The following is a 26136-nucleotide window of genomic DNA, read 5'->3' as shown; positions in this document are numbered from 1 at the left end:
ATGCGATCCACTCTTTTTAATATCTTTTTCTATGCTGTCACGACCCTTGGGGCCGTCCTCATCACGGTTTTTACGCTCATTCCTGGACGAAAAATGACGATGATTGCTGTGCAAATTTACACTAAAATCATCTGCTGGGGCATGCGCTTCATTGCCGGCATTAAGGTCAATGTAAAAGGCCGTGAGCATATCCCTGATGGCCTTTGTATATTAGCCGCCAAACATCAAAGCTATGGCGATGGCCATGTAATTTTTTCTCATGTCAAAGACCTCTCTTTTGTGACGGGCGACCAATTATTGAAAATCCCGCTCTTGAAGCAGATTTTAAATAAAATGAATGCCGTTGTGATTGACAGCTGTGGGGGTTCTGATGTGCGGCAGGACATGGATGCCCAAGCTGAAATCATAAAAAATCAAGGGAGGCGTATCTTGATCTTCCCCGAAGGTCATCTCTCTGAAATTGGCACCCATCATCGCTATCGGAAAGGGGTTTGGCATCTTTATAATGACTTTAACTGCCCCGTTATCCCTGTGGCAAATTCGCTGGGTCAACGCTGGAATCAAATGGACTGGAAAAAGCATCAAGGCCATGCCACGATAGAATTCATGGAACCCATCGCCCCTGGAATGGATAAAGAGAGCTTTATGGCATTACTGCAAGAGCGAGTAGAAACACAGTCTATTGCCTTGCTTGACCATGACAATCTTGGCGCGCTCAATCCCCAAGATATTGGGCTATTACGTGAAAACGAAACGGCCCGCCAAAAACGGGCGAAACGGGAAAATGAAGCAGGATCCCCTCATGACCAATAGTATAAATGAGGCAGATACTCCGCCTATCGAAGATAAAGGCGGGTTAGGGTTTATCGTAAAGCGCCGTTTCGCGCCGCTCTTTATCCTGCTGCAATCCGGTACCTTTAATGATAGTGCGCTCAAGAACGCTCTTATTGCCCTTATTACTTTTGGCGGAATTGCTTTTCTTTCTGACCTGCCATCTGCGATACGCGTGCCCGTGGCGACCCTCATATTCACGGGCCCCTTTACGCTAATCTGCCCTATCGCAGGGCAAATCTCTGATAAATTTGACAGAGGCATCGTTCTGCGCTGGGTGAAACGGTTTGAAATTCTTATCATGTGTATTGCGGCGCTGGGCTTTTGGCTCGTCGATGTCCGAATCCTAGCCCTTGCTTTGGGGTTGATGGGCGCGCAATCAGGGTTTTTCTCTCCCACAAAAAATGCAGTTCTGCCGCAATGGCTAACCCCAAAAGAATTAATTAGAGGCAACGCGCTATTAAATGGTTTTGTCTTTGTCATGGTTTTGGTCGGACAGGTCGTCGCCACATATTTAGTCTTAACCGAAGGCGGGCCCAAAATGGTGGCGGGTATGCTCTTGATATTTGCGCTCATTGGATGGATTGCCTCTGAATTTTGCCCGCCTGCTCCCGCGCCAACACCAGAGCTTAAAATAAACTTTGAACCCATCTCGGCTACGTTTACTGCGCTGTCTCATGCCTTGAAAGCCCCCACAGTTCTCCGCCCTATGCTGGGAATTGCTTGGTTCTATGGTCTATCAACAGTCTTTGTGACGACTTTCCCAGATTATGTCGCTACTGTTATGGGTTATGACTTCAGCGTATTGATTGTCATTCTTGTCCTTTCCACGCTTTCCATTTTGCTTGGCTCGCTTATCGTCATGTTTGTCGGGAACATGAAAATTTGGGGCCCTGAGGCCGTGCGCCTTTCTGCCCTAGGCATTACGGGAGTCATGATCTTTATTGGGCTCGTCTACCTTTTACCGAGCCCAACCCATAATGGTGACAGGCTTGGCACGGCGGCAGACTTCCTCGCCAACCCACACACTCCAGCCTTTTTAGGCGCGGTCTTACTGTCTTCTGTTTGTAACGGATTATTTGTCGTCCCCTTACAAGCTATGGCCCAAAGACGCGCTGATCCAAAAATTCGCGCTCGCTTAATGAGCGCAGGCGCAGTCTTGCTGAATCTCTTTGTGAATATAACGACATTTGGCCTTATCGGTCTGGCGCTCTTACGGCTGCCGCCCAAATCCCCTTTCCTTATGGTGATAGTGGGGAGCGCGATTGTCGCCGCTTATGCTATCTATCGCAGCGTCAAACCCGTCGAGCACAAAATATATGTGTCATAAGCTGTGAAAAGTCCTTTATCGTTAACGCGGAATTAAGCGTATATCTGGCGTAATAGGGGTGATGAATAAAACAGGCCACACCATGAAAACTTTTGCACTGACACTCTCTGCTATATTGGTCTGGGGCGCGAGCTTTATCGCAAGCCCTGCGCAAGCTGCTGAACCTAAATTACAAGGCACCTATAGTGATTGGGCCGTTTACACGCGAGCAGAAGGGAATGACCGTATTTGTTACGCATTAGCCAAACCTGAAGTCAAAGCCCCTGCTAATGTTAAACATGGTGATATTTTTTTTATGGTCGCCAATTGGAAATCTGGCGCCGCCAAAGAACAGCCGAGCCTCTTAGCGGGTTACTCTCTTAAGACAACGCGCGCGCCTGCCGCGTATGTCGGCTCAACCAAGGTCATGATGTATGCCGCAGATAATGAGGCTTTCATCGAAAGCGGGAATGATGAACAAAACCTGGTTCGCAAGATGCGGGCTGGAGCCGACATGCGCGTAGAGGCCGTCAGCGCACGCGGCACAGAAACATCATATGTCTTTTCTTTAAAAGGGGTTACGGCTGCACTACGCAAAGCCAAATCAGCCTGTAGCTAGCTTATAAAAAACGCTCTCCTGACCTCGCATCTTGACCCTTTGCCCGTTAACGCCCATTTAGCGCGGCATGGGCGATATACCCGACATAAAGCCAAAAGACGCTTCTGCTGATAACGACACAAAGGTCGTGAATTTGGGCTGTCGTCTCAACGCCTATGAAAGCGATGTTATGGCAGGACATGCGCGTGACGCTGGACTGAAAAACACAATAATAATCAATACCTGCGCCGTTACCAATGAAGCAGTCGCAGAGAGTCGGCGACAGGTTCGTAAGGCGCGGCGGGACAATCCCGATTCAAAAGTGATCGTGACAGGCTGCGCTGCACAAATCGACCCCAAGGCATTTGCGGATATTAAAGGCGTTGACCACGTTATTGGCAATCATGAGAAAATGTCGCCGCAAAGCTTTGACCCAGATTTTCTGAGAACGTCTGAACCCATTCGCGTGAATGATATTATGAGCGTCTCTGAAACGGCCCCGCAATTTATGGGGAGCGGCAATCAAGCTCTGTTCAAGTCGCAAAATCGTAGCCGTGCTTTCTTACAGGTTCAAAATGGGTGCGACCACCGCTGTACATTTTGCATTATCCCCTATGGACGCGGTAATGCACGGAGCGTCCCGGCTGGCGAAGTTGTAGGGTCTGTGAAATCTCTCGTCGCCCAAGGTTTTAATGAAGTCGTTCTAACAGGCGTAGATTTGTCATCATGGGGCGGCGATTTACCCGGAAGCCCGCCTTTAGGGGATTTAGTTAGACGCGTTTTAAAACTTGTTCCTGACCTGCCACGGCTACGGCTATCCTCTATTGATCCCGCCGAAGTCGACGATGTCCTTTTTGATCTATTGACCACAGAGCCGCGCATGACGCCTTATTTACATTTGTCGCTACAAGCGGGTGACAATATGATATTAAAACGCATGAAGCGGCGGCACAGCCGGGACGATGTTATTTCGCTTTGCGATCGGCTTACTACCGCACGGCCGGAGATGACATTTGGCGCCGATATTATCGCAGGCTTTCCCACTGAAACAGAGGCCATGTTTAAAAACTCATTGCGCATCGTTTCAGACGTAAAAATTCCTTGGCTTCATGTTTTCCCCTATTCCGCTCGCGAAGGCACACCCGCTGCAAAGATTCCTCCTGTAAATGGTAATATTGTGAAAAGCCGAGCAAAATTATTACGCGCTGAAGGCGAGGCCGTAAAAGCCCTTCACTTACAAAGCCGCATTGGGGATATAGATATGGCTTTGTTTGAAGAGACAGGTTTTGCCCGTCTGCCTGACTTTTGTTTGGTTAAGGTAGACACACCCGCCAAAAGCGGTAGCTTAGCGCAAGTTAAAATTACGGGGGCAACCCCCGAGCATCTAATTGGAACCCTGATTTAAATGGCTGAAGAGAAAAAGAAAAAAGGGTTTTTATCCCGTTTCGGCTTAAAGTCGAAAGATGAAAAACGTGCCGAGGAAGCCGCTCAAAAAGCGGCTGAACAAAAACGCGTCGATGAACAAATGGCGGCGCGAATGGCGGCAATTAATGCGGCCGCCCTGAAATCTGCCCGTGAAATGGATGCGCAAAAATCCTCTGATGATATTACGGAAATCAGTGCAGAAGAACAAGCGCGCCAAGAAGCCGAAGATAAACGCCAAGCCGAGATTCAAGCCGCAAAAGATGTCGCCCGCGCAAAACAGCTCGCTGAAGAACGCGCCAATCAAGCTGCATTAGACGCCGAACGGGAAGCCAAGGCTAAAGCCGCTAAACTAAAAGCCGAAGAAGAGGCCAAAGCGCTTGCCGCAAAACAGGCTCAAGAAGCTCAAGAGCGCGCCGAGGCCCAACGCCTAGAAAAAGAACGGTTAGCCGCCGAAGAAGCGGCGCAAAAAGCCAAAGAAGACGCCGCCATCAAAGCCGCAAAAGACGCCCAAGAGGCGGCGGCGCTTAAGGCACAAGCCGAGGTCGCCGCCAAAGCCCGAGAAGAAATCGAAGCCCAGCGACGCGCCGAGATTATTCGTCAGGAAGAGGCCGCAAAATTAGCCGCTATCGCAGAAGCGAAGCGCCTTAAAGACGCGCAAGACAAAGCTGATGAGGCTGCACGCCTTCAGCGCATGGCTGATGAAGCCAAAGAAGCGGAACGCCGCGCCCGTATCGCTGAAGAACGCGCGACGCGCGAGGCTAATGAACGTGAAGCTCTGGCCAAAATTAAAGCCGAGCGTGAGGCCAAGCTTGAGGCTGAAGGCAAGCTAGCCCCTAAACAGGGGCAAACCACTGACGACTCTCCATCCAATTTCTTGGCCCGAATTTCTAAAGGCCTGAGCAAGTCCACCTCTCGGATGTCAGAAAGCATGGCAGCGAGTTTTACAAAGCGCACACTGGATGACGCGGCCATTGAAGATTTGGAAGATATATTAATTGCCTCCGACCTTGGTACAGGGCCAGCTCTGAAAGTGACTTCAAGGCTTGCTCAAGATAAATTTGATAAACAAATCACGGATCTTGAAATTAAAATTGCGTTAGCGGATGTCATATCTGAAATTCTTACCCCGCTAGAAAAACCTATTGTCTTGGGCGCTGTAAAACCTCAAATCCTGCTTTTCGTTGGTGTGAACGGCTCTGGCAAAACGACTACCCTTGGCAAAATCGCAAAGCGCTTTACCGATGATGGTAAAAAAGTTTTAATTGCTGCGGGCGACACATTTCGTGCCGCGGCGTTTGAACAACTTTCTGTTTGGGGTGAACGCGCCAATGCACCCGTCATGTCTGGCAAAATCGGCGCAGATGCTGCTGGTTTGGTTTATGACGCCATAGAACGTGCTCGCGATGAAAACTTTGACATCCTGATGATTGATACGGCAGGGCGTTTACAAAACAGAACGGAATTAATGGACGAACTCGCTAAGGTTTTACGCGTCATTAAAAAGCAAGACGAAACGGCACCTCATCATTCCATCTTGGTGCTGGACGCGACCGTCGGGCAAAATGCTCTTATGCAAACAGAAGCCTTTGCCAAAACCGCAGAGGTTAGCGGTCTTATCATGACAAAACTCGACGGCACAGCCAAAGGCGGCGTCCTCGTCGCTTTGTCGGATAAATATAATCTGCCTATTCACTGCATCGGCATTGGTGAACAAGTCGAAGATTTAGAGAATTTCTCAGCGCCCGTTTTTGCGGCGGCCTTAAGCGGCGTGGCAGATGAAATGCGCGATTAATGGCATGAGTTAAATATTCAACGTCTTGTTTGTTATTCTAGTTTGTTGTTGTGTGCTCCTCAATTGCGTCTTCGCCTATACCAGTAACATAGCACCTGCACTTGAGATATAACTCGCCATTATTCTTGCCATTTATCTGATCCTAAGGCACAGGGCATATCATGACTGAATCCTCTACATCTTCCTCCACGTCTAAAACCAAACCAAGTGCTTGGCTTGAATTTGGGCCGCTACTGGTATTTTTTGTAGCCTTTCAAATTTTGAAACGCCGCAACGCAGATGAAGCCATGCTACAGGCCGCAGGTCTGTTTGCTATTGTGGCCGTAATCGCCCTGCTGATCTCTTGGGTTAAGCATAAGTCTGTTTCGCCCATGCTCATTTTATCGACGGTGATCATCGCTTTCACAGCGGGTTTGGCTATTGCATTTGAGAATAAGACTATTTTCTATATGAAGCCGACGATTGTGAATGTGATGTTTGGCGCCGCTGTCATTGGCGGGGTTTTTCTCAATCGAAATGTTGTAGAGCTTCTTCTGGGCGGAGCCTTCGAAATGCCACGTGATAAATGGAATATTATTGCCATTCGCTGGGGGTTGTTCTTCTTTTTCTGCGCGGCGCTTAATGAGGTTATTTGGCGTACACAATCCGAAGACTTCTGGGTGAACTTCAAAGTTTTTGGCTTTCTACCCCTCACCTTAGTTTTCACATTAACGCAAATACCTTTCATACAAAAGCACGGCAAAATTAAAGATCAAAATTCAGGGTAAACGCGCATTAATCTTTTCTTTAGCATGAGATTAAGCAAGCATTGCGGCGCAACCTTAGCCTGATACTACACGGCGCATGAAACAACATGCGGAAATCGAATCAGAATTCAAAGAAGGGTTAACGCACCGCGTTGTGGCGGTTATTCGTTCAATTGAATCAACAGCCGGCTGGGACCATTCAAGCAAACAAAATGAAACCTATCTTTATATCTTAAGGGCCGCGCAAAATGTCGGCTGCTTAGAGCCTTTTAGCAAAGAACAAAGCGCACTTAATAATTACTTGCAATTTAAAAAAGCGGGACGGAAAATGTGTGACTATGCTTGGCGGCTTTTAGCCCAATCTCAGTAGTTATTTCAGTAGATATTACAGGAAGTATGACCGCTATACGGCGCTTTATAATTGAAACAAAGACCATTCCTGTTATAAGCCGCGCATATTTGCAGACCCCTATTTTTGACGAGGATGGCTCATGGCTTCACTAGACAGTTTTAATTGCGAACGCACCTTGGATGTGCGCGGCGGAACATATACCTATTATGATCTGAAAGAGGCCGAAAAAAACGGCTTGAAAAACATCTCAAAGCTCCCTCGCTCTCTTAAGGTTTTGCTCGAAAACCTTTTACGTCATGAAGACGGCAACACTGTCAAAAAAGAAGACATTCAAGCCATCGCAGCCTGGCTTGGACCGAAAACGTCTACACATGAGATCGCCTACCGCCCTGCACGTGTTTTGATGCAAGACTTCACAGGCGTACCTGCCGTTGTTGACCTAGCAGCCATGCGTGACGCGATGGTTAAACTTGGCGGCTCTGCCGAAGCCATTAATCCGCTCAACCCAGTTCACTTGGTCATCGACCATTCTGTTATGGTTGATTATTTCGGCACACAACAAGCCTTTAAGAAAAACGTTGATCGTGAATATGAGCGCAATGGTGAGCGCTATGACTTTTTGAAATGGGGTCAGAAAGCGTTTGACAATTTCTCTGTTGTGCCTCCTGGAACGGGCATTTGTCACCAAGTGAACTTAGAGAACCTTGCGCAAACAGTATGGACAAAAACGGAAGGTGGCAAAACATATGCCTTCCCTGACACACTCGTGGGGACAGACTCTCACACCACTATGATTAATGGCCTCTCTGTATTGGGTTGGGGCGTTGGCGGAATTGAAGCCGAAGCCGCAATGCTTGGCCAGCCTATCTCTATGCTTATTCCAGAAGTTGTTGGCTTTGAGCTTACAGGTAAAATGGTTGAAGGCTCCACCGCAACGGATTTGGTTTTACGTGTTGTTGAAATGCTTCGCCAAAAAGGCGTGGTTGGTAAATTCGTTGAATTTTACGGCGAAGGTTTGGATCACCTATCTCTCGAAGACCAAGCTACATTAGCCAATATGGCACCTGAATATGGCGCAACATGTGGTTTCTTCCCGATTGATGCTGATACGCTGAAATACTTAAATGCCACAGGACGCGACGAAGCCCGTATCGAATTGGTTGAAGCCTATGCCAAAGCGCAAGGCCTATGGCGTGATGGTTCAGACGCCGTTTATACCGATACAGTTCACCTTGATATGGGAACCGTAAAACCGGCTCTCTCTGGCCCAAAACGCCCACAAGACCGTTTCGACCTCGACGGTTCTTCAAAAACTTTTGCCAAGATTTTACGTGACGAATATAAAAAGTCTCCCGCAGAAGGGTCAGCTATCCCCGTTAAGGGCAAAGACTTCAGTGTTGATCACGGTGATGTCTTTATTGCAGCGATTACCTCTTGTACCAACACATCAAACCCATCTGTTATGATGGCGGCGGGTCTTGTGGCGCAAAAAGCGAATGCTTTAGGATTGACTGTTAAACCTTGGGTCAAAACATCTTTGGCTCCAGGTTCACAAGTCGTCGGTGAATATCTAGAAAAGTCTAAGCTACAAACAGAACTCAATAAACTCGGTTTTGACGTGGTGGGTTATGGCTGTACAACGTGTATCGGCAACTCTGGACCTTTGGCCGATGAACTTTCAGCCGCTATCGCAGAAGGCGATTTGGTCTCTTGTTCAGTTCTATCAGGTAACCGTAACTTTGAAGGCCGGATTGGGCCCGATATTAAAGCGAATTTCTTGGCCTCACCGCCGCTTGTTGTGGCTTATGCTCTCGCGGGTTCAATGCATCACGATTTTGATGTTGATCCTCTTGGTGTCGATAAGGACGGGAATGATGTCTACCTTAAAGATATCTGGCCATCCTCTTCTGAGATTGCTGAGGTCGTTCGCAAAATCATCACACGTAAGATGTTCACCGAGCGTTACGCGGATGTATTCAAAGGCGATAAGCAATGGCAGAAAATCAAAGTCACTGGCGGCGAAACTTATGACTGGCAACCAAAGTCAACATATGTCCGTAACCCCCCTTATTTTGATGGCATGACAACCACGCCTGATGCGGTTGAAGATGTCAAAGGGGCTAACATCTTGGCGCTACTTGGTGATTCCATCACCACAGACCATATCTCGCCGGCGGGTGCGATTAAAGGCGACGGTCCTGCTGGGCGTTATTTGACTGAAAATAATGTTGTCCGTGCAGAATTTAACTCCTTTGGTTCACGACGCGGCAACCACGAGGTGATGATGCGCGGCACATTCGCCAATATCCGCATCAAAAACTTAATGGCGCCAGGCACAACGGGCGGCGTGACGAAATATGTCCCGACTGGCGAAGTCATGAGTATTTTTGACGCGGCTGAAAAATACAAAGCCGACAATAAAGACTTGGTTGTCTTTGCTGGTGGTCTTTACGGCAATGGGTCCTCTCGTGACTGGGCCGCTAAAGGGACCATCCTTTTAGGTGTCAAAGCCGTTATCGCTGAAAGTTTCGAACGTATTCACCGTTCAAACCTTATCGGTATGGGTGTTCTTCCGCTTGAATTCCAAGAGGGAGAGAGCTGGGAAGGTCTCGGTCTAACAGGTGATGAAACCGTTGATATTGAAAATATTGATGCGATCACACCGCGTTCAACACTAGATGTTATGATTACATCTGCCGATGGTTCGAAAAAATCCATCACTGTGAATGTTCGCATCGATACAGAGAACGAACTGGAATATTACAGAAATGGCGGCATCTTGCATTATGTTCTGCGTAATTTAGCCCGCGAAGCCGTCGCCGCAGAATAAGCGCTACAGGCCCTATGAACTTTAAAGCCCGCTCTTTGAAGCGGGCTTTTTTAATGACGCTTTGTTAAGCGCGTTTATAAACCCAATACTCACATTATTGCGCTAGTGTAGTTTCATAGAAACACGGATAAAGTGTATGGAACGTCGCTATGAAAACCTCTTAAAGACTATTTTGCTCTTTAAGCTTTGCCTTTGGGTCATCATTGCCTTCAGCCGTTTATTGGCCGATCGCCTCGTCTCAAAGAAACCAAAGCTATCCCAAGCGTCCCTACATTTTGATGATCCCTATCTTGCGCAGGACGGACAGTCCGAAAACATCCTCGCGTTAAGATATCTATAGCCACTTAATCGCCTCCCCTCTCAGCGATTAAGTCGAGCCCCCTGACCATTGGGGCACTCTAATTGGTCAGGCCGGTTAAGGCGGTTCGTGTCAAACGGCTGTCTTAACCGTGTGGAGCACTTGAGCCACCACACCCTCTTCAACATCATATCGTCAATAAGTCTGCAATTCATTCGCAAAGTAATTGACATTCATTCGCACTTAGGGTTTATGGACTCATGATTTATTGCGTTTGCCGACAAATAAACACGGAGAAGGTTGATTTTGCCGCCTGTAATGGCGCGAAAACAGCCCGTTGTGTTTTAGCACATTACGGCGAACGCTTTAATTGTGGAAAGTGCGCAAGTTCAATCCAAGAGAGACTCGATGCCAAATTGGCGCCTGCTCTCCCTATCGCGGCTGAATAGCGCATTTTGAAATTTTAGAGAAACGTCTGTCCAAGACGCTTCAAATTTGTTATGCTGACTTCGACCCAAGTCGGAGACCATATACTTATGCGCAACAATCCAAAGACAATCGAATTTTTAAATGCCGCCCTGAAGAATGAGCTAACAGCCATTAATCAGTACTTCCTACATTCTAGAATGTTGAAAGACTGGGGTGTCTCGAAACTGGCACAAAAAGAATATGAAGAATCCATCGATGAAATGAATCATGCGGATTGGATTATTGAGCGCATTCTTTTTCTCAACGGATTGCCTAACCTCCAAGATCTTGGAAAACTATTCATTGGCGAAAATGTCGAAGAAATTATTGAATGTGATCTGAAAATTGAACATATCGCCATCCCTGTTTTACGCGACGCCGTAGAACATTGTGAAAGTGTTCGAGATTATGTAACGCGCGACCTTTTTGCGAAAATTCTAACGAGCGAAGAAGAGCATTTAGACTGGCTTGAAACGCAGCAAGATCAAATCAGACTTATTGGTCTTCAAAATTACATTCAAAATCAATCAGAGCCTAACGCTGAATAATCACACGTCCTAGAGCCCGTCTGCCGAAGAGAATTGACTTGCAGGCAGTCTGGGCTTAGTGCGCGCTCCTTTCATAGGCCGTAGCGGGTCGTTTCCCCATTCGGACCAATATGACTACTTTTTCTTCTCTGCAGTTAGCAGAGCCCTTAAACCGCGCTTTGCAAGATTTAGGGCATGAAACGCCAACTCCAATTCAAAGCCAAGCGATACCCGAGGCCTTACAAGGGCGCGACATAATGGGCATTGCGCAAACAGGCACAGGGAAAACGGCAGCTTTCGCCCTGCCGACCTTGAACCACATAATCACTGTTGAAAAAGACGCCCCAAAACGCAGTGCCCGCGTTCTAATTCTCGCGCCGACACGCGAACTCGCCGACCAAATTGCTGTTTCAGTCCGTGACTATGGTCGCCACGTCACAGATCTTTCAGTGTCTTGTATCTATGGCGGCGTTTCTATTAACCGCCAAATCAAACGCCTAGTGTTTGGAAATGATGTTATCGTCGCAACACCCGGACGATTAATCGATTTATTAGATCGCAAGGCCATTCACCTGAATGAGGTTGAGGTCTTGATATTGGATGAAGCCGATCAAATGATGGATATGGGCTTTATTCACGCCCTTAAAAAGATTGTGCCCATCCTGCCTAAAGACCGGCAAACGCTTTTCTTTTCGGCAACTCTAGCGCCCGCCATTAAAAAACTCTCTCAGCAGTTCTTAACGGATCCAGTACACATCTCTGTAACCCCAGCGAACACGACGGCAGAGAAAGTGGAACAGCGTGTTTATCACGTTAATCAAGCCGACAAACAAAGCCTTTTAAGCGTGGCTCTGTTGGATGAAGAGGTGAAAAAGTCACTTGTCTTTACGCGTACAAAACACGGAGCAGACCGTATTGTTAAACGCCTCGCGCAAGTCGGCATTTTGGCTGTCGCCATTCACGGAAACAAATCCCAGGGCCAGAGACAGCGCGCCTTAGAAGATTACAGATCCGGTAAAGTAGACGTCCTTATCGCAACTGATATTGCCGCACGCGGGATAGATATACCCGGCATTACACATGTATTTAATTATGAAATTCCAAATGTACCCGAACAATATGTTCACCGCATTGGACGTACAGCTCGGGCAAAACGTAACGGCGTAGCCGTCGCCTTTGTCGACAAAAGTGAGAGTAATTATCTTAAAGATATCGAAAAATTACTGAAAGAAAAGCTCCCGAAAATGGACATGCCGTCAGATATGACGGAAAAGCTTCAAACGCTTAAATCTCGCAAGCCTTTACCACCGCCCGAAAAACCAAAGCCTGATGCCCGTAAAGGTCGCGGGAAGTCCAAAAAGAAAGCGCGCTCATCAAACGCTTCCAAAACAGAAGCTGGCAATTCCAGATCAAATAAATCTCAAGGCGACTTTCAGCGCGGTCCTAAAAAAACGGCAGCAAAACCTAACAATAGGCAGGGTCATTCTAGCAAAAACAACACCGCGGAAAATAACGGCGGCACATCTCATCGTGCTGAACAACCGCAAAACCGGCGGGTGAATGAAAAGGGCGAACGCGTAAGGTCACGTAAGCCCAAATCAGAGAACGCTTCAGAGAGTACGCCTCAAAAGCCAGAGCTCTCAGCCGAAGCTCGCAAAGCGCAGTCTTACTCAGGCAAAGGGTTCAATCGAGCAAAATCAAATGCCTCTAAAGGGGGCGGCAAAGGGAAACCTTCAAACCGCTCACGGCATAAACCCGCACAGGGCAATCGCGGACAAACATCAGGCAAAGCGTCAACACATAAACCCAGAGGGCGAGGATAAGCCATATTCCCCGCTCAGTATATAAGTGCACGCAATTAGAGCTTTAGACCAAAAACAGCTCTGGCGCCTTGGGCATCTTTTTCAATCTGGGTTTTTAACGCTTCGAAGCTTTCGAATTTTTTCTCCGCCCGAATGAAACTGCGAAAGCGTACCGTGATACGTTGACCATATAAGTCTCGGTCAAAATCCAGAATATGGACTTCTAAACGGGCATCTTCGCCGCCAACAGTCGGTCGGTTGCCCGTATTTGCAACGGCGGGGCGACGCTCTGTTTCTCCATCGATCTGTACATCAACGCAATATACGCCAAATTTTGGCCGCACTAAATCGCCAAACTCAAGATTGGCCGTTGGGAAATTAATGGTTCGGCCGCGTTGTTGGCCTTTCTGAACGGTTCCATCAACAGTCCATGGACGAGACAACATGTGATGCGCATGGAATACATCCCCAGACTGTAAAGCTTTGCGAATTTCTGTACTGCCATATTTTCCATATAATTGATGGAGACCAACAGGCGGCATGGCTGTCACGCCAATATTCCGAGCGGCGCAAAGGCGCTTCAAGCTCTCAACATTGCCGCACCTATTTTTGCCGAAACCGTAATCTTCTCCAACAACGACATGGCGGATTCCTAGGCCTTCGTGGAGAACCTGTTCGACGAATTCGGTATCCTCTAAATCCCGCAGCTCCGCCGTAAAGGGAATTTCATATAAATGTTCGACGCCCAACTCAGCCATTATTTCTGCACGAATAGTAGGGCTCATAAGGCGAAAGGGCGGCGCCTCGGGTTTAAAAAAGCGAAAGGGGTGTGGGCGAAAAAGACCAATGCCCAAGGGCGCTTTTAGGTCTTTGGCGATAGATTTTGCAGTTGCAATAACGGCCTGATGACCGCGGTGCAAACCATCAAAATTGCCCAAAGCCAGAACGGCGCCTTTATCACTCGCTTTAAGGCCTGAATAAGAAGTCAGCGTTTTCAAAACGTATTACAGCGCTATCGCAGGCTTATTCAGTTGGTCGTTTTTGAACAAAGACGCCTGCGTCACCTCGGCAAATTTTCTCACCATTCACTTCACAATGGCAACGCATTTTCACGCGACCTGAACGCTCATTTATTTCTGCGACTTCGGCTACAGCCGTGATTTCATCGCCTATAAAAGCAGGTTTTCGAAATCGTAAATTTAATTCAACAAATAAGGCCCCTGGCCCAGGAAGGTCATTCCCCAGAACCGCCGAAATGAAAGACGCCGACAAGGCCCCATGTGCAATCCGCTGACCAAATTGGGTCGTCGCCGCAAATTCAGCATCAACATGAATTGGGTTATGATCGCCCGTAATGTCTGCGAATGTATTTATCATCTCTTCTGTGATAATGGCGGTTGTGCTCGCCTTCATACCGACTGAAATATCTTCGAGGTAGTATTTTACGTCACCCGTCATGTTTAACCCTTAGCGTCTCTTATTCTTTCAAGGAAAGCGTAATATCATTCACGCCCACACATTACCACGATAATTTCGGTGTCATGTAGCGCGCAGTAATTTTGTGTTTCTGAAGCAAAGCCTTAAACTTTTCAGTAGTGTCGCCATACAGCCCGTCTTGAATGAACAAACAATCATAGCCTTGCTCTTGGGCGCCCAGAAGATCTGTAAAAATATTATCCCCTATGCATAGGACGCGTTCGACCTCTGGTAATGTCCCTAAGACTTCCTCGAGCCACGCGCGCGACAACCGATATATTGGGTCATGCGGCTTACCTGAATAAACAACCCGTCCGCCCATTTTCTCATAGAGCTGTGCCAAAGCCCCGCCGCAATAGACAACTTTGTCACCGATACGCACTTTTACATCGGGATTGACACAGATGAACTCTAGGTCGCGTTTTATCGCATGGCCAAGAAGTTCGCGGTAATCATCTGGCGTTTCATCATCATCAAAGGGACCCGTGCAAGATATAAACTCAGCCTCATCTAAATCTGAAAAATTCAGCTCTAGCCCATCATAAAGCGCATCATCACGTTCGGGGCCAAGCTTAAAGGCGGGCCCGGGGGCGCGCCGCGCTAATTCATCGATTGTCGCATCACCTGATGTAACGATAGCGTCCCAAAAACCACCGGGCACACCGATGCGGGCAAAGCTATGAGGAATTGCTACGCTTGGCTGAGGCGAGTTAGAAATCATAACAACAGGTCCACGCTCTTCCCTGAACCGTTCCAAGGCTTCACACGCCGCCATATTGGGCGTCTTCCCATTATGCACAACACCCCATATATCACATAAAATAGCGTCGTAATCCTCAGCAATATCACCGAGGCCAGACAAATCCTGAAAGTCTTCGTGTAAATTACTCATGCTATTATCCTAGAAAGCTTTAGCGTCAATCAGTCACTTTGCAGTCATCCCGATAAGCGCTATTCGCAACCCTATCAAGGGCCGAGATGTGCAGAGATAAAATCTATATTTTCTCCGCTAAATGTATATTTTTTCTACCCGCTGAGCGAAAGCGCTGGACGCCATCCGGCAATGGCCGCAAAAGACCGCTATGAGCACTCCATCCCCAATTGCCCCATGTCAACTTTACCTGCTTACTCCACCTGTGATTACAGACATGGCGGCTTTTTTACAGAGCCTAGAGGCCGCCTTAGCGGCCGCGCCCGTCGCCTGTTTGCAAATACGGTTAAAGGGCCTCTCTGATTCAGACCTCATTCAGGCTGGAAAGGCTATTACGCCTCTTTGTCACCAATATGGCGTCATGGTTTTAATGAATGATCGCCCTGACCTCGTGGCTGAAATAAATGCGGATGGCGTTCATATCGGCCAAGATGACATGGACTATTTTTCATCCCGAGAGCTGTTAGGCGGGGATGCCATTATTGGTGTAACCTGTCATAATTCGAAAGGCCTTGCTTTTGAGGCCGCTGGCGCTGGGGCAGATTATGTGGCGTTTGGGGCGTTTTTTGAAACGCAGACAAAAACACCCAAGGCCCGCGCCGAATTGGAGATTTTAGAATGGTGGCACGAAGCAGTCGAGATACCCAGCGTCGCAATTGGCGGCATCACGGTCGAGAATGCGGCACAAGTGATCAAAGCTGGCGCGGACTTCATCGCTGTGAGCGCAGGGGTGTGGAAACACAAACAGGGCCCCGCCGCAGCCGTGTCGCAGCTCTCTGCACTCTGTTTGGAGCATTCGCGCTCATAGCCCCCTTTAACGCGGTAACAAGTTTTGCCGCCCCTGCCATTAACGCCGCAGAAACCGCCGCTAATTTTGAAGCCGCGCTTAACGCCTATCAGGACGGCAAACCCCTTCAAGCCCTCAGCCTAGCAAAGACTTCTGCTCGAGCTGGGAATTCCGACGCCGCCGTATTGGCGGGGCATATTTTACGTAAAGGCGAAGCAGGCAGTGTCAATCTGACTGAAGCCCGAAAATGGTTCGAACAAGGCGCTTTAAAAGGCCATCCTGACGCCCTTGTCGCTTTAGGCGAAATGGGGCTTTTGCAACAAGCAGGCCTGTCCCATAAAGACTCTCTTTCTTATCTTTTAAGGGCCGCTGAATCAGGGCGCACAGATGCGATGCGGGCACTTGCGGATATGTACCGCACTGGGCAAGGCACACAAGTCAACAAGGCCGAGTCTGAGTTTTGGTTAAGGAAGGCGGCGCAGAGCTTCGACAGCAAAGGCGCCAAAGCGTTGGGCGATAGCCTGTTTGAGACAGACCCCGAAGCCGCTCTTGCCGCCTATGAGCAAGCAGCCAATGCGGGCGATATAGAGGCCGCCTATATAGCCGGCGTCATGTATGCTGAAAATTATGACATTCGCCCCAATGAGCAAAAATCTGTAAATTGGCTACGCATGGCCGCAGAAGGCGGGCACCCAGCCGCGATGGCAGATTATGGCCTACTGGTTTATCAAGGCGTCGCCAGCAAGCCCTCTCAAAAAGAAGCGGCGGCCTGGTTTCAGAAGTCCGCGCAAAAAGGCGACAGTGAAGGCCAATTCCTCTATGCCTTCACATTGGCCAAAGGCGAAGGCGTCACGCAAAATTTTGAAGAGGCTTATTTCTGGGTCCTTAAATCTATAAAATCCGCCGAAACCATTCAAGGCAGTGACCTATATGATAAAGACCGAGAAACCCTGCGAACTGGACTTGAAGGACGCCTTAGCCCTGAAACGCTATCACGTGTGAAGGCCCGTTTATAGATGGGGTTATCAGGTCATTATGCCATCTTGGGAGCCACAAGCTGATAACAGGATTGCTTTCTAACGATAACTATTTATCATTCCCTAAAATTATTTAGGGGACATGAATGTCGGATAGTCAGAGCGGCCCAGTGCCAAATGAATCGCAAAAATCTAAGGGGTTTTTATCTTGGGTAGAGCGCACAGGTAATCGTCTGCCTGACCCTGTCTTTATTTTCTTTTATCTCATTCTCTTTTTGGTCCTCATTTCTGTCTTGGCCCAATTATTTGGCCTAACGGCAGAGCACCCCGTAAAAGTAAATGCTGACGGTAGCCCTGTTATTATTAAATCGGCCAGCCTTATTTCGGCAGAGAACATTCAACGGCTCTGGGTCGAAATGCCAAAGACTTTCACTCACTTCCATCCGCTTGGCTATGTCCTCGTTGTGATGTTGGGGGCAGGGGTTGCCGAACGCTCTGGCCTCTTCGCCAGCGGCATTCGCCAAGCTGTACGCGGCGCACCGAAATTTCTTTTGACGCCTGTTGTGGCTTTGGTGGCTATGCTCTCTAATCACGCGGCGGATGCGGGTTATGTTGTCATGATACCGCTCGCCGCGATTTTATTTGCAACTGTAGGGCGCCATCCTATGGCTGGTATTGCGGCAGCTTTCGCAGGTGTATCAGGGGGCTTCTCTGCCAATGTTTCTCCAGGGCAATTAGACGCCCTCCTGTTCGGCATCACCGAAGCCGCCGTAGACGGCGCAGGCATTGACCCAAGCTGGACAATGAATATCGCGGGTAACTGGTACTTTATTGCCGCGCTTATGTTTATTTATCTGCCTGTTATTTGGTTTGTGACCGATAAAATTATCGAGCCGCGCCTTGGCAAATGGGTTCCAGACGAAAGACAGGCCTTGGAATATGGCGGTGAGGATAAACCGCTCACCAAAGAACAAAGCAAAGGCTTACGCCGTGCAGGTTTAGCCATTTTGGCCGTTTGCGCGCTTTGGGCTGCCATGACATTTGGTCCCGGAACACCATTGTTAAATGATGGCCCCGGCACGGAAGGCCAAGATTGGTATGTCACGGCCACACCTTTTTTCCGGTCCCTTGTCGCAGGCTTTATGGTTTTATTTCTTGCCGCAGGGTGGGCCTATGGCAGCGCCGCAGGCTCGATTAAAAACCACAGAGACCTCGTCGATATGATGGCAGAAGCCATGAAAGATATGGGCTATTACCTTGTTCTTGCTTTTGCAGCGGCGCATTTTGTTGCGATGTTTAATTGGTCAAATTTGGGATTAATTACCGCCGTACATGGCGCTGATGGAATTAGATCAAGTGGATTGCCGTTGCCTATTGCGCTTGGGCTGATCGTGTTGTTCACAGGTCTTCTTAACTTGTTTGTTGGTTCTGCCAGTGCAAAATGGGCTCTTCTCGCGCCTGTTCTCGTGCCGATGCTTATGCTTTTGGGCATTAGTCCAGAAGGCGCGACAGCGGCTTATCGCGTTGGGGATGGGGCCACAAACATCATCACCCCGCTCATGGTATATTTCCCGCTTATCCTTGTCTTTGCGCGCCGCTGGCAAAAAGACTTTGGTCTGGGCAGCCTCACGGCCATGATGATCCCGTATTCAGTGTGGCTCTTAATTACAGGAGTCATATTAATGGTTGTATGGATTGCCTTTGGCTTGGATCTAGGGCCTGGCGCGCCTATCTCTTATTCACTACCTGGGTAAGAGGCGTCATGCGAGGGCGTCTCACGGGGCCCTCACGAAACCGTTAATAGACGGATAAAAATAATAGGATATGAGTTACATGTCTCTTAGAGGCATGCAAAATTCTTCCCTTTTACTTTTGCATTACAAAGAAGCTAGTTCCCCCCACTAGCTTCTTTTTTGCTATCTATAGATAGGTATTTTCAAGCAAGAAGTTTTATTTTGCTAACGTTCTGGCAATTCGAAAGCCATAATCGTCATAGCGGTAATCCGTCGTATATCGCAGGCGTTTTGCGGCGCGGGCCTGATAGCCATGTGTTACCCATGACCCGCCGCGCATAATACGGAACTTACAATCGCCATCTTTGCGCGCTCGTCCATCACGCGGCGCATTCGAATAATTGGCCGTCCAACAATCTTCGACCCATTCATAAACATTTCCATGAATATCATGAACACCATATTTATTGGCTTCAAAGCTACCGACAGGCACAGTTTTTCGTCGATATACACCTTTGGGCGCGGCGCCATATGGGAACTCACCGTTGAAGTTTGCTTGGTCAGAAGACAGCGTATTTCCTGTTGAAAATGGCGCGTTCAACCCACCTCTGGCGACATATTCCCATTCTGCCTCTGTTGGCAGGCGATACCGTAATCCTGTTTTTTTATTCAACCAGCGAATATAATGATTAGCGTCATTCCAACTGATATTAATGACAGGCCGAGTACCCCTACCCCAACCTCCATCTTTTGGTACATATCCTCTACAACCCCCGCCTTTGACGCATTTGTTCCAATCATTAAAAGTCACTTCATAGCGCCCAATTTCAAAAGGCGTACTGATTGTGACAGCCCGTTGCGGCCCTTCATTTGCGTCGCGCCGCTTCTCTGTTTGGGGACTACCCATAAGAAATTGGCCCGGCGGTATTGTCACCATGTTCATGGATTTTGGCGAAGGCTTAGAGTGGTCCAGTTTAGGCTTTATATAGACTGGCTTTGGCTTAGGCTTTTTAGCATCTAGTAAAATATAACGGCGGGCCTCAATAGATTGAGGGTCTGCCCTGCATTCTGTTGGCTGCACGAAAACCGCGCCGCTTAAGACCAAAACACAAATTTCACTTATCATAAGCCTTATCCCTCATGCTCGTCAGAAACTAGCATGGGAATAAAGACCAGAGTATTAATGATCGAAACCGGGATTTGTTCTGGCTAATTTGCGCATAAGCCCCGGCCAAACGAGGTTATCTCCCATACCGGGTACAAAGGCGGCGGCGCCCTGTTGATAGACTTTATCACCCATTTCGATGGGCTCCTCGATGAGATGCTCTTCTCCGCCGACAGATTGTGCAAAAATTTGAGCTTTGCAGGCGTTTTCAAGAAAATACATTCGCAAGAAAGCGGTGCCACAGGTTTTGCCCAAGGTCAGTGTTCCGTGGTTTCTTAGCATTAACAGACTTTTCGTCCCAAGGTCCGAGACAATACGTTCCCGCTCATCAATGTCCAAAGCAATGCCTTCATAGTCGTGATAGGCTAAGTCATTATAAACTTGCATCGACATTTGCGTGTAACGACGGAGGCCCTTTTTCTGTGCAGATACAGCCATGCCATAAGGGGTATGAACGTGAATAACACAGCCCGCATCCTTACGCGCCAAATGAACAGCAGAATGAATAGTAAAGCCGGCAGGATTAATGAAATAAGGCGTATCTTGGCAAATTTTTCCATCCATATCGATTTTGACCAAGGCTGACGCTGTCATTTCATCAAACATGACGCCATAAGGATTAATCAAGAAACGATGTTCGCCATTTTCATCAGGGAGGCGTGCGGAAATATGTGTGAAGACTAAGTCCGTCCAGCCATACATGGCACAGAGGCGATATGTGGCGGCGAGCTGTTTTCTGAGCGTCCATTCAGTATCGGAAACCTTACCCTCGAGGCGCGGTATCTCTGTTGGATCTGGAATTGCAAACCCTGCACTGGCCGTCATTGCTGATTGTTGGTTCATGATTTTCCCCATAGATTGGTTCTTTTACAACCTTATGCGGCATGACAGAGCAATTTGGCAAGACGACAGGCTCAGTAAAAGCCTGCCGCATAATCACTATTCAAACATTTTGGGCATGTCGACTTTGGTGTCGACTAAATTATTCTGCGTTAGAGACAGCTACTGGCTTCAACCCACTCTAAACCTTGTGCCTCAGCCACGGCCTCGATGGTTAACTTACCTTCGCAAACATTCAGTCCATTAAGTAAGTGCGCATCAGAACGCAAAGCTTCTTTCCAGCCTAAACGAGCGAGGCGTTTTGCATGATTCAAGGTGGCCGCATTTAATGCATAAGTCGAAGTGCGCGCTACGGCGCCGGGCATATTCGCTACGCAATAATGAACAACGCCATCAACAATATAGGTTGGGTCTGCGTGGGTTGTTGCATGCGACGTTTCAAAGCATCCACCTTGATCAATAGCCACATCCACTAAGACTGAGCCATCCATCATAGTCGACAAGTGCTCACGTGTGACCAATTTTGGAGCCGCCGCACCGGGGACGAGAACAGCGCCAATAACTAAGTCCGCTGTTTTCAACAGCTCATCAAGAACGGCAGGCGTAGAACGTATGACTTTGGCGCGATTGCCAAAATGATAAGAGAGCTCTTCCATCCGCTTATTGCTACGATCCAAAATCGTAACGTCAGCTTGCATACCAACAGCCATTTGCGCCGCATTAAAGCCCACATCGCCGCCGCCAATAATAACGACTTTTGCAGGGGCCACGCCGGGCACACCGCCTAATAGCATTCCGCGTCCGCCGCCATCTTTTTGCAGCGCTTTTGCGCCCACTTGAATTGATAAACGTCCCGCAACCTGGCTCATCGGGCGTAATAAAGGCAAAATGCCATCATCATTCGTCACAGTTTCATAGGCGATGCAAACTGCGCCGCTTTTAATCAAATCTTCTGTCTGAGGGGCGTCTGGCGCAAGATGGAGATAGGTGTATAGAATTTGACCAGGACGTAGCATGGCGCGCTCTACGGCTTGAGGTTCCTTCACTTTGATAATCATCTCAGCTTTTTCGAATATCTCTTTTGCTGTTTCGATTATTTTCGCGCCGGCAGCGATATAGTCTTCATCAGACGCCCCAACACCTGAGCCCGCCTGTGTTTCGACGAGGACTGAATGACCATCTTGGATGAGCTCTGCAACCGATTCAGGTGTTAACCCGACGCGGTATTCATGATTTTTAATTTCCTTGGGCACACCGATAAGCATGACTAATCTCCCTATAATTTACCCCCCTCTAACAAACGCGGTTTCGATAAAATCACTAAATGTATTCGACATTCACCGTGGAATTAGAATAATAATCAATCATACATAAATTTTATCGAATGAAATACTATGATTGACTCCATAGATAGAAAAATACTCGGAATACTCCAACAAAACTGCCGTCTTCCCATAGCTGATATTGGCGATAAGGTAGGGCTCTCTGCCTCTGCCTGCCATCGACGCATTGGGATATTAGAGAAAAATGGTATTATAGAACGCTATGCCGCCCGCCTTAATGGGGAAAAGCTAGGCTTCAATATGACCTTCTATGTTGAGGTAACCTTGGAAGGACAAAGCGAAGCGATATTATCAGCGTTTGAAAAGGCTGCGGTCGCACGCGCCGAAGTTCTCGAGTGTCACCTTATGACAGGCAGTGCCGATTATTTAATCAAAGTCGCCGCGCCAGATACCAAAGACTATGAACGGCTCTACAAACGTATCATTGCTTCCCTCCCTCACGTAAGCCGTATTCAATCCGCTTTAGTTATGAAAACGGTAAAGCGATGGGGCGGCTATCCCGCACATGGCGCATAATACTCTGCGGATTTCTGAAATTTCATGCCACGAAAAGGAAAAATCAGGCTTTTTAATAGACCCTGCCGATGGGATTGTTTAAGGCCAGAGAGAAATAAAATATATGAAACGCACGGGCTGTTTTCTACCAAGCCAATCGCCAGATAAGGTTCTTCTAAGGGTACATGTTAAAAACCGACAACACGCGTCAATTTTCTACATCTCTACGCACCGTTCTTTTGCGGAGCGGGAGTTCTATCATGGCCGGCATGACAATGGCTCTTACGGCCGCCACGGCATCTGCCCAAATTGGCGTAGAACAGACCGCCGCAGGGACAAACAGACCCTTAGAACTCGCCGATGATAGTCCATTTCGCGACCCTGACCTTTTTTACCTTGAGGCTGACAGTCTGACCAGCAATGAAGACGAAGGTATCTTGACCGTTCAAGGACAAGTCGAAGGACGTTATGAAGACCGCTCCCTCAGAGCAGACGAGGTCGTTTACAATCGAAATACGGGCCGCGTTATTGCCTCAGGAAATGTCACATTAATTGATGCGACAGGTTCGGTTCAATATGCAGATAAGCTAGAGCTATCAGAAGCCTTAGAGGCCGGCACCGCTACTAATTATACAGGCCGCATCCAAGGCGGCGGCGTTGTCGGCGCTCGTTTTGTTAATCGCAACACGAATGAAGAATTTGAGTTCTATAACGCTTATTACACGGCATGTGAGATTTGCAGAGAAGACGGCGAAGTTAAGAAACCAGCTTGGAGGCTTCGGGCTAAGCGCGTGAGACAAGACCGCGAAACGCGAACCATTCGTTATAATGATGCAGTTTTAGAACTATTAGGTTTGCCTGTTTTTTACACGCCTTATCTGGCCCATCCTGACCCGAGCGCGAAACGTGCCAGCGGGCTTTTGGCTCCGTTCATGGGGGTGGGTAGTGATAAGGGATTTACCGTTCAAACCCCATATTACTGGGCTATTGATGAGTCAACAGAGCTTACGGTAACGCCGCGAATTTTCACGAAAGTCAATCCGCTCCTAGGGTTGGAATTTGCACAGCGTTTTCACACAGGCCGGATAGACCTTGAAGGCAGCCTAACTTATGGCAGCGTCTTTGACCGTGATGGTAATGCGTTTGACGACCCAACCCTTTTCGCCAACCCTTCCGAAGCCCCCATTGATAAACGCTGGCGATCTCACCTCTATGCTGATGGCTATTTTCAGCCATCTGATTTTTGGGATTATGGGTTTGGTGTTCAGCTATCTTCTGATGACACTTATCTCAATCGATATGATTTAAATGAAAGCCCAGGAACGCGCGGGCTCTATCAATCTGAAAGCCGCCGAAACACCAGCCAAGCTTTCGTCATTGGGCAAAATGATAACACGCGCTTTAGCGTTTCGACCGTCGCTTTCCAAGATTTACGGTCTCGCTTTACCGAGCTAGATAATGGTCAGATTTTCTACGATGAATTTGATGACAGTCAGTTACCCGTTTTAGCCCCTAAGGTCGAAGCCGAATCCTATTTTCAAGACCCTGTCTTGGGTGGGCGGTTGAAAGCCTTTGGGGATACAACATGGTTGACCCGCAAAGTCGGCACAGATTATGGCCGCGCGACGGCAGGGCTAGATTACTCTAAAACATGGATTGCTCCTGCGGGTGTCGAGATAAAACCATTTGCTCAGGCGCGGGTTGACTATTTTGAATTAGAGCCAGATGGCGGATCAAAAACAGAGTTCTCTCGTACATTGGGTCAGATTGGTGCAGATTTCCGCTACCCGCTTATCAAGTCCACATCGACAGTCGACTGGATCCTAGAGCCACGCGTTCAAATCACGCAAAGTTTTGGTGACGGCAAACTGAATGAATTTATTGGGATTGATGGGACAGGCTCTACCGTGTCGCTTCTTCAAGACGGAACTAATATTGATTTAGACCAATCACAATTTTGGAATTCTAATAAGAATGGCGGCTATGACCTTTGGGAAGAAGGCTTTCGTGCAGATGTCGGCGGTTCCGTTATTGCGGATTGGAATGATAGCCGCGCCCATCTTTTTGTCGGGCAAAGCTATACAAGCGGCGTAGAAAATCGCTATGACGTTAACACAGGCCTAGAAGGCAGCACCTCTGATATTATTGGATTGTTTGAACTTAATTTAGGTCAGTATTTTTCCACGAAAACACGTCTTCGCTTTAATGATGACGAAGGTGAATTCCGCCGTATAGATTCATCACTACGTTTCCGCACGGACCGCTTTAACGCTGGAGCCCGTTATTATCGTGTAGAGGATGACATTAATACGATTGAAGGCGCGCCCACAGAAGAAATTTCAGGCTCACTCGGCTTCAAAATCACCGACAAATGGAGCACGCGTTATACTGGCTATTATGATGTCGACACGAATGATTTCAGACGTCAACGCCTATCCCTTGCCTATCAGGATGACTGCACCCTGATTGAGCTGACCTATAACCGGAACAATATTTCAAATGATGCCGTAAGGGATTCTTCTGGTTTCGGCATTCGCATTGCCTTGCTGTCGCTAGGCGATTCTGCAAATTAAATTAACCGACAAAAGATTTTTCGACCACGAATTCTTGGGGCTGTGAATTTGAGCCCTCTTTCAATCCGAAAGTTTCCACTAGTTTTGCGGTATCATCGATCATGTCTTTTGAACCGCAAATCATTACGCGATCTTCTGCGGGATTAAGAGGGGGTACCCCAGCTTCGTCGAATAGCTTTCCGTTTTCAATCAGAGTTGTGATACGGCCCTTTAAAGGATGATCCTCTCGGGTCAGAGACGTGATGTGTTTCAATTTTCCGTCAATCATTTCACCCACAAGCGGGTCGTCTTTTAAACTCTGCACAAGCTCTAATCCGTAATTTAGCTCCGCAGCTTCACGGCATGTATGCGTTAAAATCACCTCATCATAACGCTCATAGGTTTCAGGATCTCTGATAAGCGACGCAAAAGGCGCAAGGCCAGTACCCGTAGAAAACATATAAAGCCGCTTTCCAGGCAAAAGGGCATCAAGAACCAAAGTGCCCACTGGCTTGCGTCCCAGTAGAACCGTGTCACCAGTTTTGATTTTTTGAAGACGCGATGTCAGCGGTCCGTCTGGCACTTTAATTGAATAAAATTCAAGGGATTCATCCCAACTTGGAGAGGCGACAGAATAGGCGCGCAAAATAGGTCGTTTTTGATCTGGAAGAGCTGGCAAACCAATCATAATAAATTCGCCCGAACGAAAACGAAACGAACGTGGCCGCGAAATTTTAAATCGGAATAATCGATCTGTATAATGCTCGACTTCAAGCACTTTTTCTTCGGTAGGCGCATTAGACATAAGAAATCCCGAGGGTAATATAAGCTGTCGAGCGCCATATAGGTCTCGAACAGC

Annotated in this window: 23 protein-coding genes; 16 read left to right on the top strand and 7 right to left on the bottom strand. The window is 48.0% G+C overall.

The features are described 5' to 3' along the window. The 11 genes from DES40_RS11695 to DES40_RS11640 all read left to right on the top strand — a co-directional run bounded on the left by DES40_RS11695 (position 1) and on the right by DES40_RS11640 (position 12999). The gene (locus DES40_RS11695; RefSeq protein ID WP_121102376.1) at positions 1-813 is read left to right on the top strand and encodes a lysophospholipid acyltransferase family protein; all 813 of its coding nucleotides are present in this window, start codon (positions 1-3) and stop codon (positions 811-813) included. Further along, positions 803-2161, top strand: a complete 1359-nt coding sequence (locus DES40_RS11690) for an MFS transporter (RefSeq protein WP_170144979.1) — start codon at positions 803-805, stop codon at positions 2159-2161. The genes DES40_RS11695 and DES40_RS11690 overlap by 11 nt, the downstream gene beginning before the upstream one ends. 82 nt (positions 2162-2243) lie before the next feature. Continuing rightward, positions 2244-2759, top strand: coding sequence for an invasion associated locus B family protein (locus DES40_RS11685; RefSeq protein ID WP_121102961.1), 516 nt, complete (start codon positions 2244-2246; stop codon positions 2757-2759). A 67-nt stretch (positions 2760-2826) separates the two neighbouring features. Beyond that, positions 2827-4143, top strand: coding sequence for a tRNA (N(6)-L-threonylcarbamoyladenosine(37)-C(2))-methylthiotransferase MtaB (gene mtaB / locus DES40_RS11680; RefSeq protein WP_121102373.1), 1317 nt, complete (start codon positions 2827-2829; stop codon positions 4141-4143). Next, positions 4144-5955: a signal recognition particle-docking protein FtsY gene (gene ftsY, locus DES40_RS11675; RefSeq protein WP_121102371.1), complete on the top strand. Its 1812-nt coding sequence runs from the start codon at positions 4144-4146 to the stop codon at positions 5953-5955. 161 nt (positions 5956-6116) lie between these two features. Beyond that, positions 6117-6722 carry an inner membrane-spanning protein YciB gene (locus DES40_RS11670; protein ID WP_121102369.1) on the top strand — a complete coding sequence of 202 codons (606 nt, stop codon included), beginning with the start codon at positions 6117-6119 and terminating at the stop codon, positions 6720-6722. A 76-nt stretch (positions 6723-6798) separates the two neighbouring features. After that, on the top strand, positions 6799-7071 hold the full coding sequence (locus tag DES40_RS11665; protein ID WP_121102367.1) for a hypothetical protein: 273 nt from the start codon (positions 6799-6801) through the stop codon (positions 7069-7071). Between the two features lie 121 nt (positions 7072-7192). After that, entirely contained in the window at positions 7193-9883 is a 2691-nt protein-coding gene (acnA, locus tag DES40_RS11660; RefSeq protein WP_121102365.1) for an aconitate hydratase AcnA, read from the top strand. 136 nt (positions 9884-10019) lie between these two features. Further along, positions 10020-10223 carry a hypothetical protein gene (locus DES40_RS11655; RefSeq protein WP_121102363.1) on the top strand — a complete coding sequence of 68 codons (204 nt, stop codon included), beginning with the start codon at positions 10020-10022 and terminating at the stop codon, positions 10221-10223. Positions 10224-10717: 494 nt separating this feature from the next. After that, positions 10718-11197 carry a bacterioferritin gene (gene bfr / locus DES40_RS11645; protein ID WP_121102959.1) on the top strand — a complete coding sequence of 160 codons (480 nt, stop codon included), beginning with the start codon at positions 10718-10720 and terminating at the stop codon, positions 11195-11197. Between the two features lie 110 nt (positions 11198-11307). Further along, a complete protein-coding gene (locus DES40_RS11640; protein ID WP_121102359.1) occupies positions 11308-12999 on the top strand; it encodes a DEAD/DEAH box helicase in 1692 nt (563 codons plus the stop codon). A gap of 35 nt (positions 13000-13034) precedes the next feature. Here DES40_RS11640 and DES40_RS11635 read toward each other — a convergent pair whose 3' ends face one another. The 3 genes from DES40_RS11635 to DES40_RS11625 all read right to left on the bottom strand — a co-directional run bounded on the left by DES40_RS11635 (position 13035) and on the right by DES40_RS11625 (position 15346). Beyond that, the gene (locus tag DES40_RS11635) at positions 13035-13976 is read right to left on the bottom strand and encodes a bifunctional riboflavin kinase/FAD synthetase (protein WP_121102357.1); all 942 of its coding nucleotides are present in this window, start codon (positions 13974-13976) and stop codon (positions 13035-13037) included. A 25-nt stretch (positions 13977-14001) separates the two neighbouring features. Next, a complete protein-coding gene (locus DES40_RS11630; protein WP_121102355.1) occupies positions 14002-14436 on the bottom strand; it encodes a MaoC family dehydratase in 435 nt (144 codons plus the stop codon). A 61-nt stretch (positions 14437-14497) separates the two neighbouring features. Beyond that, on the bottom strand, positions 14498-15346 hold the full coding sequence (locus tag DES40_RS11625; protein ID WP_121102353.1) for a TIGR01459 family HAD-type hydrolase: 849 nt from the start codon (positions 15344-15346) through the stop codon (positions 14498-14500). A gap of 190 nt (positions 15347-15536) precedes the next feature. Here DES40_RS11625 and thiE point away from each other — a divergent pair, with 190 nt between their 5' ends. The 3 genes from thiE to DES40_RS11610 all read left to right on the top strand — a co-directional run bounded on the left by thiE (position 15537) and on the right by DES40_RS11610 (position 18903). Continuing rightward, complete coding sequence (thiE, locus tag DES40_RS11620; protein ID WP_121102351.1) at positions 15537-16193, top strand: thiamine phosphate synthase; 657 nt, start codon at positions 15537-15539, stop codon at positions 16191-16193. Beyond that, a complete protein-coding gene (locus tag DES40_RS11615; RefSeq protein ID WP_121102349.1) occupies positions 16118-17188 on the top strand; it encodes a tetratricopeptide repeat protein in 1071 nt (356 codons plus the stop codon). The genes thiE and DES40_RS11615 overlap by 76 nt, the downstream gene beginning before the upstream one ends. A 107-nt stretch (positions 17189-17295) precedes the next feature. Beyond that, positions 17296-18903: an AbgT family transporter gene (locus DES40_RS11610; RefSeq protein ID WP_121102347.1), complete on the top strand. Its 1608-nt coding sequence runs from the start codon at positions 17296-17298 to the stop codon at positions 18901-18903. A gap of 196 nt (positions 18904-19099) precedes the next feature. On the opposite strand, the gene DES40_RS11605 is transcribed toward DES40_RS11610, so the two are convergent. From DES40_RS11605 to ald, 3 genes are all read right to left on the bottom strand, one after another. Next, complete coding sequence (locus DES40_RS11605; RefSeq protein WP_121102345.1) at positions 19100-20008, bottom strand: formylglycine-generating enzyme family protein; 909 nt, start codon at positions 20006-20008, stop codon at positions 19100-19102. Positions 20009-20062: 54 nt separating this feature from the next. Then, positions 20063-20890 (bottom strand): class II aldolase/adducin family protein, encoded by an 828-nt coding sequence (locus tag DES40_RS11600; protein ID WP_121102957.1) that lies wholly within the window; start codon positions 20888-20890, stop codon positions 20063-20065. Positions 20891-21039: 149 nt separating this feature from the next. Continuing rightward, entirely contained in the window at positions 21040-22152 is a 1113-nt protein-coding gene (gene ald / locus DES40_RS11595; RefSeq protein ID WP_121102343.1) for an alanine dehydrogenase, read from the bottom strand. Between the two features lie 129 nt (positions 22153-22281). Here ald and DES40_RS11590 point away from each other — a divergent pair, with 129 nt between their 5' ends. Continuing rightward, complete coding sequence (locus tag DES40_RS11590; RefSeq protein ID WP_121102341.1) at positions 22282-22746, top strand: Lrp/AsnC family transcriptional regulator; 465 nt, start codon at positions 22282-22284, stop codon at positions 22744-22746. 164 nt (positions 22747-22910) lie between these two features. After that, entirely contained in the window at positions 22911-25298 is a 2388-nt protein-coding gene (locus tag DES40_RS11585; RefSeq protein WP_121102339.1) for an LPS-assembly protein LptD, read from the top strand. A gap of 1 nt (position 25299) precedes the next feature. Here the strand turns inward: DES40_RS11585 and DES40_RS11580 are convergent, their stop codons facing one another. Next, positions 25300-26082 (bottom strand): ferredoxin--NADP reductase, encoded by a 783-nt coding sequence (locus DES40_RS11580; RefSeq protein WP_121102337.1) that lies wholly within the window; start codon positions 26080-26082, stop codon positions 25300-25302. Positions 26083-26136: the final 54 nt, after the last annotated feature.

It is taken from the genome of Litorimonas taeanensis, assembly GCF_003634015.1.
Lineage (GTDB): Bacteria > Pseudomonadota > Alphaproteobacteria > Caulobacterales > Maricaulaceae > Litorimonas > Litorimonas taeanensis.
The sequence above is the reverse complement of the archived record's forward strand: the minus strand, read 5'-3'. Positions and strand labels throughout refer to the sequence as shown.

What these genes read in the sequence shown, in the direction of transcription:
- DES40_RS11640 (WP_121102359.1), top strand. Translation starts at nt 11,308, where the DNA reads ATGACTACTTTTTCTTCTCTGCAGTTAGCAGAGCCCTTAAACCGCGCT.
- DES40_RS11665 (WP_121102367.1), top strand. Translation starts at nt 6,799, where the DNA reads ATGAAACAACATGCGGAAATCGAATCAGAATTCAAAGAAGGGTTAACG.
- DES40_RS11625 (WP_121102353.1), bottom strand. Translation starts at nt 15,346, where the DNA reads ATGAGTAATTTACACGAAGACTTTCAGGATTTGTCTGGCCTCGGTGAT.
- DES40_RS11610 (WP_121102347.1), top strand. Translation starts at nt 17,296, where the DNA reads ATGTCGGATAGTCAGAGCGGCCCAGTGCCAAATGAATCGCAAAAATCT.
- thiE (WP_121102351.1), top strand. Translation starts at nt 15,537, where the DNA reads ATGAGCACTCCATCCCCAATTGCCCCATGTCAACTTTACCTGCTTACT.
- DES40_RS11585 (WP_121102339.1), top strand. Translation starts at nt 22,911, where the DNA reads ATGTTAAAAACCGACAACACGCGTCAATTTTCTACATCTCTACGCACC.
- DES40_RS11685 (WP_121102961.1), top strand. Translation starts at nt 2,244, where the DNA reads ATGAAAACTTTTGCACTGACACTCTCTGCTATATTGGTCTGGGGCGCG.
- DES40_RS11695 (WP_121102376.1), top strand. Translation starts at nt 1, where the DNA reads ATGCGATCCACTCTTTTTAATATCTTTTTCTATGCTGTCACGACCCTT.
- DES40_RS11690 (WP_170144979.1), top strand. Translation starts at nt 803, where the DNA reads ATGACCAATAGTATAAATGAGGCAGATACTCCGCCTATCGAAGATAAA.
- DES40_RS11600 (WP_121102957.1), bottom strand. Translation starts at nt 20,890, where the DNA reads ATGAACCAACAATCAGCAATGACGGCCAGTGCAGGGTTTGCAATTCCA.
- acnA (WP_121102365.1), top strand. Translation starts at nt 7,193, where the DNA reads ATGGCTTCACTAGACAGTTTTAATTGCGAACGCACCTTGGATGTGCGC.
- ftsY (WP_121102371.1), top strand. Translation starts at nt 4,144, where the DNA reads ATGGCTGAAGAGAAAAAGAAAAAAGGGTTTTTATCCCGTTTCGGCTTA.
- ald (WP_121102343.1), bottom strand. Translation starts at nt 22,152, where the DNA reads ATGCTTATCGGTGTGCCCAAGGAAATTAAAAATCATGAATACCGCGTC.
- DES40_RS11580 (WP_121102337.1), bottom strand. Translation starts at nt 26,082, where the DNA reads ATGTCTAATGCGCCTACCGAAGAAAAAGTGCTTGAAGTCGAGCATTAT.
- DES40_RS11630 (WP_121102355.1), bottom strand. Translation starts at nt 14,436, where the DNA reads ATGACGGGTGACGTAAAATACTACCTCGAAGATATTTCAGTCGGTATG.
- DES40_RS11670 (WP_121102369.1), top strand. Translation starts at nt 6,117, where the DNA reads ATGACTGAATCCTCTACATCTTCCTCCACGTCTAAAACCAAACCAAGT.
- DES40_RS11605 (WP_121102345.1), bottom strand. Translation starts at nt 20,008, where the DNA reads ATGATAAGTGAAATTTGTGTTTTGGTCTTAAGCGGCGCGGTTTTCGTG.
- bfr (WP_121102959.1), top strand. Translation starts at nt 10,718, where the DNA reads ATGCGCAACAATCCAAAGACAATCGAATTTTTAAATGCCGCCCTGAAG.
- mtaB (WP_121102373.1), top strand. Translation starts at nt 2,827, where the DNA reads ATGGGCGATATACCCGACATAAAGCCAAAAGACGCTTCTGCTGATAAC.
- DES40_RS11590 (WP_121102341.1), top strand. Translation starts at nt 22,282, where the DNA reads ATGATTGACTCCATAGATAGAAAAATACTCGGAATACTCCAACAAAAC.
- DES40_RS11655 (WP_121102363.1), top strand. Translation starts at nt 10,020, where the DNA reads ATGGAACGTCGCTATGAAAACCTCTTAAAGACTATTTTGCTCTTTAAG.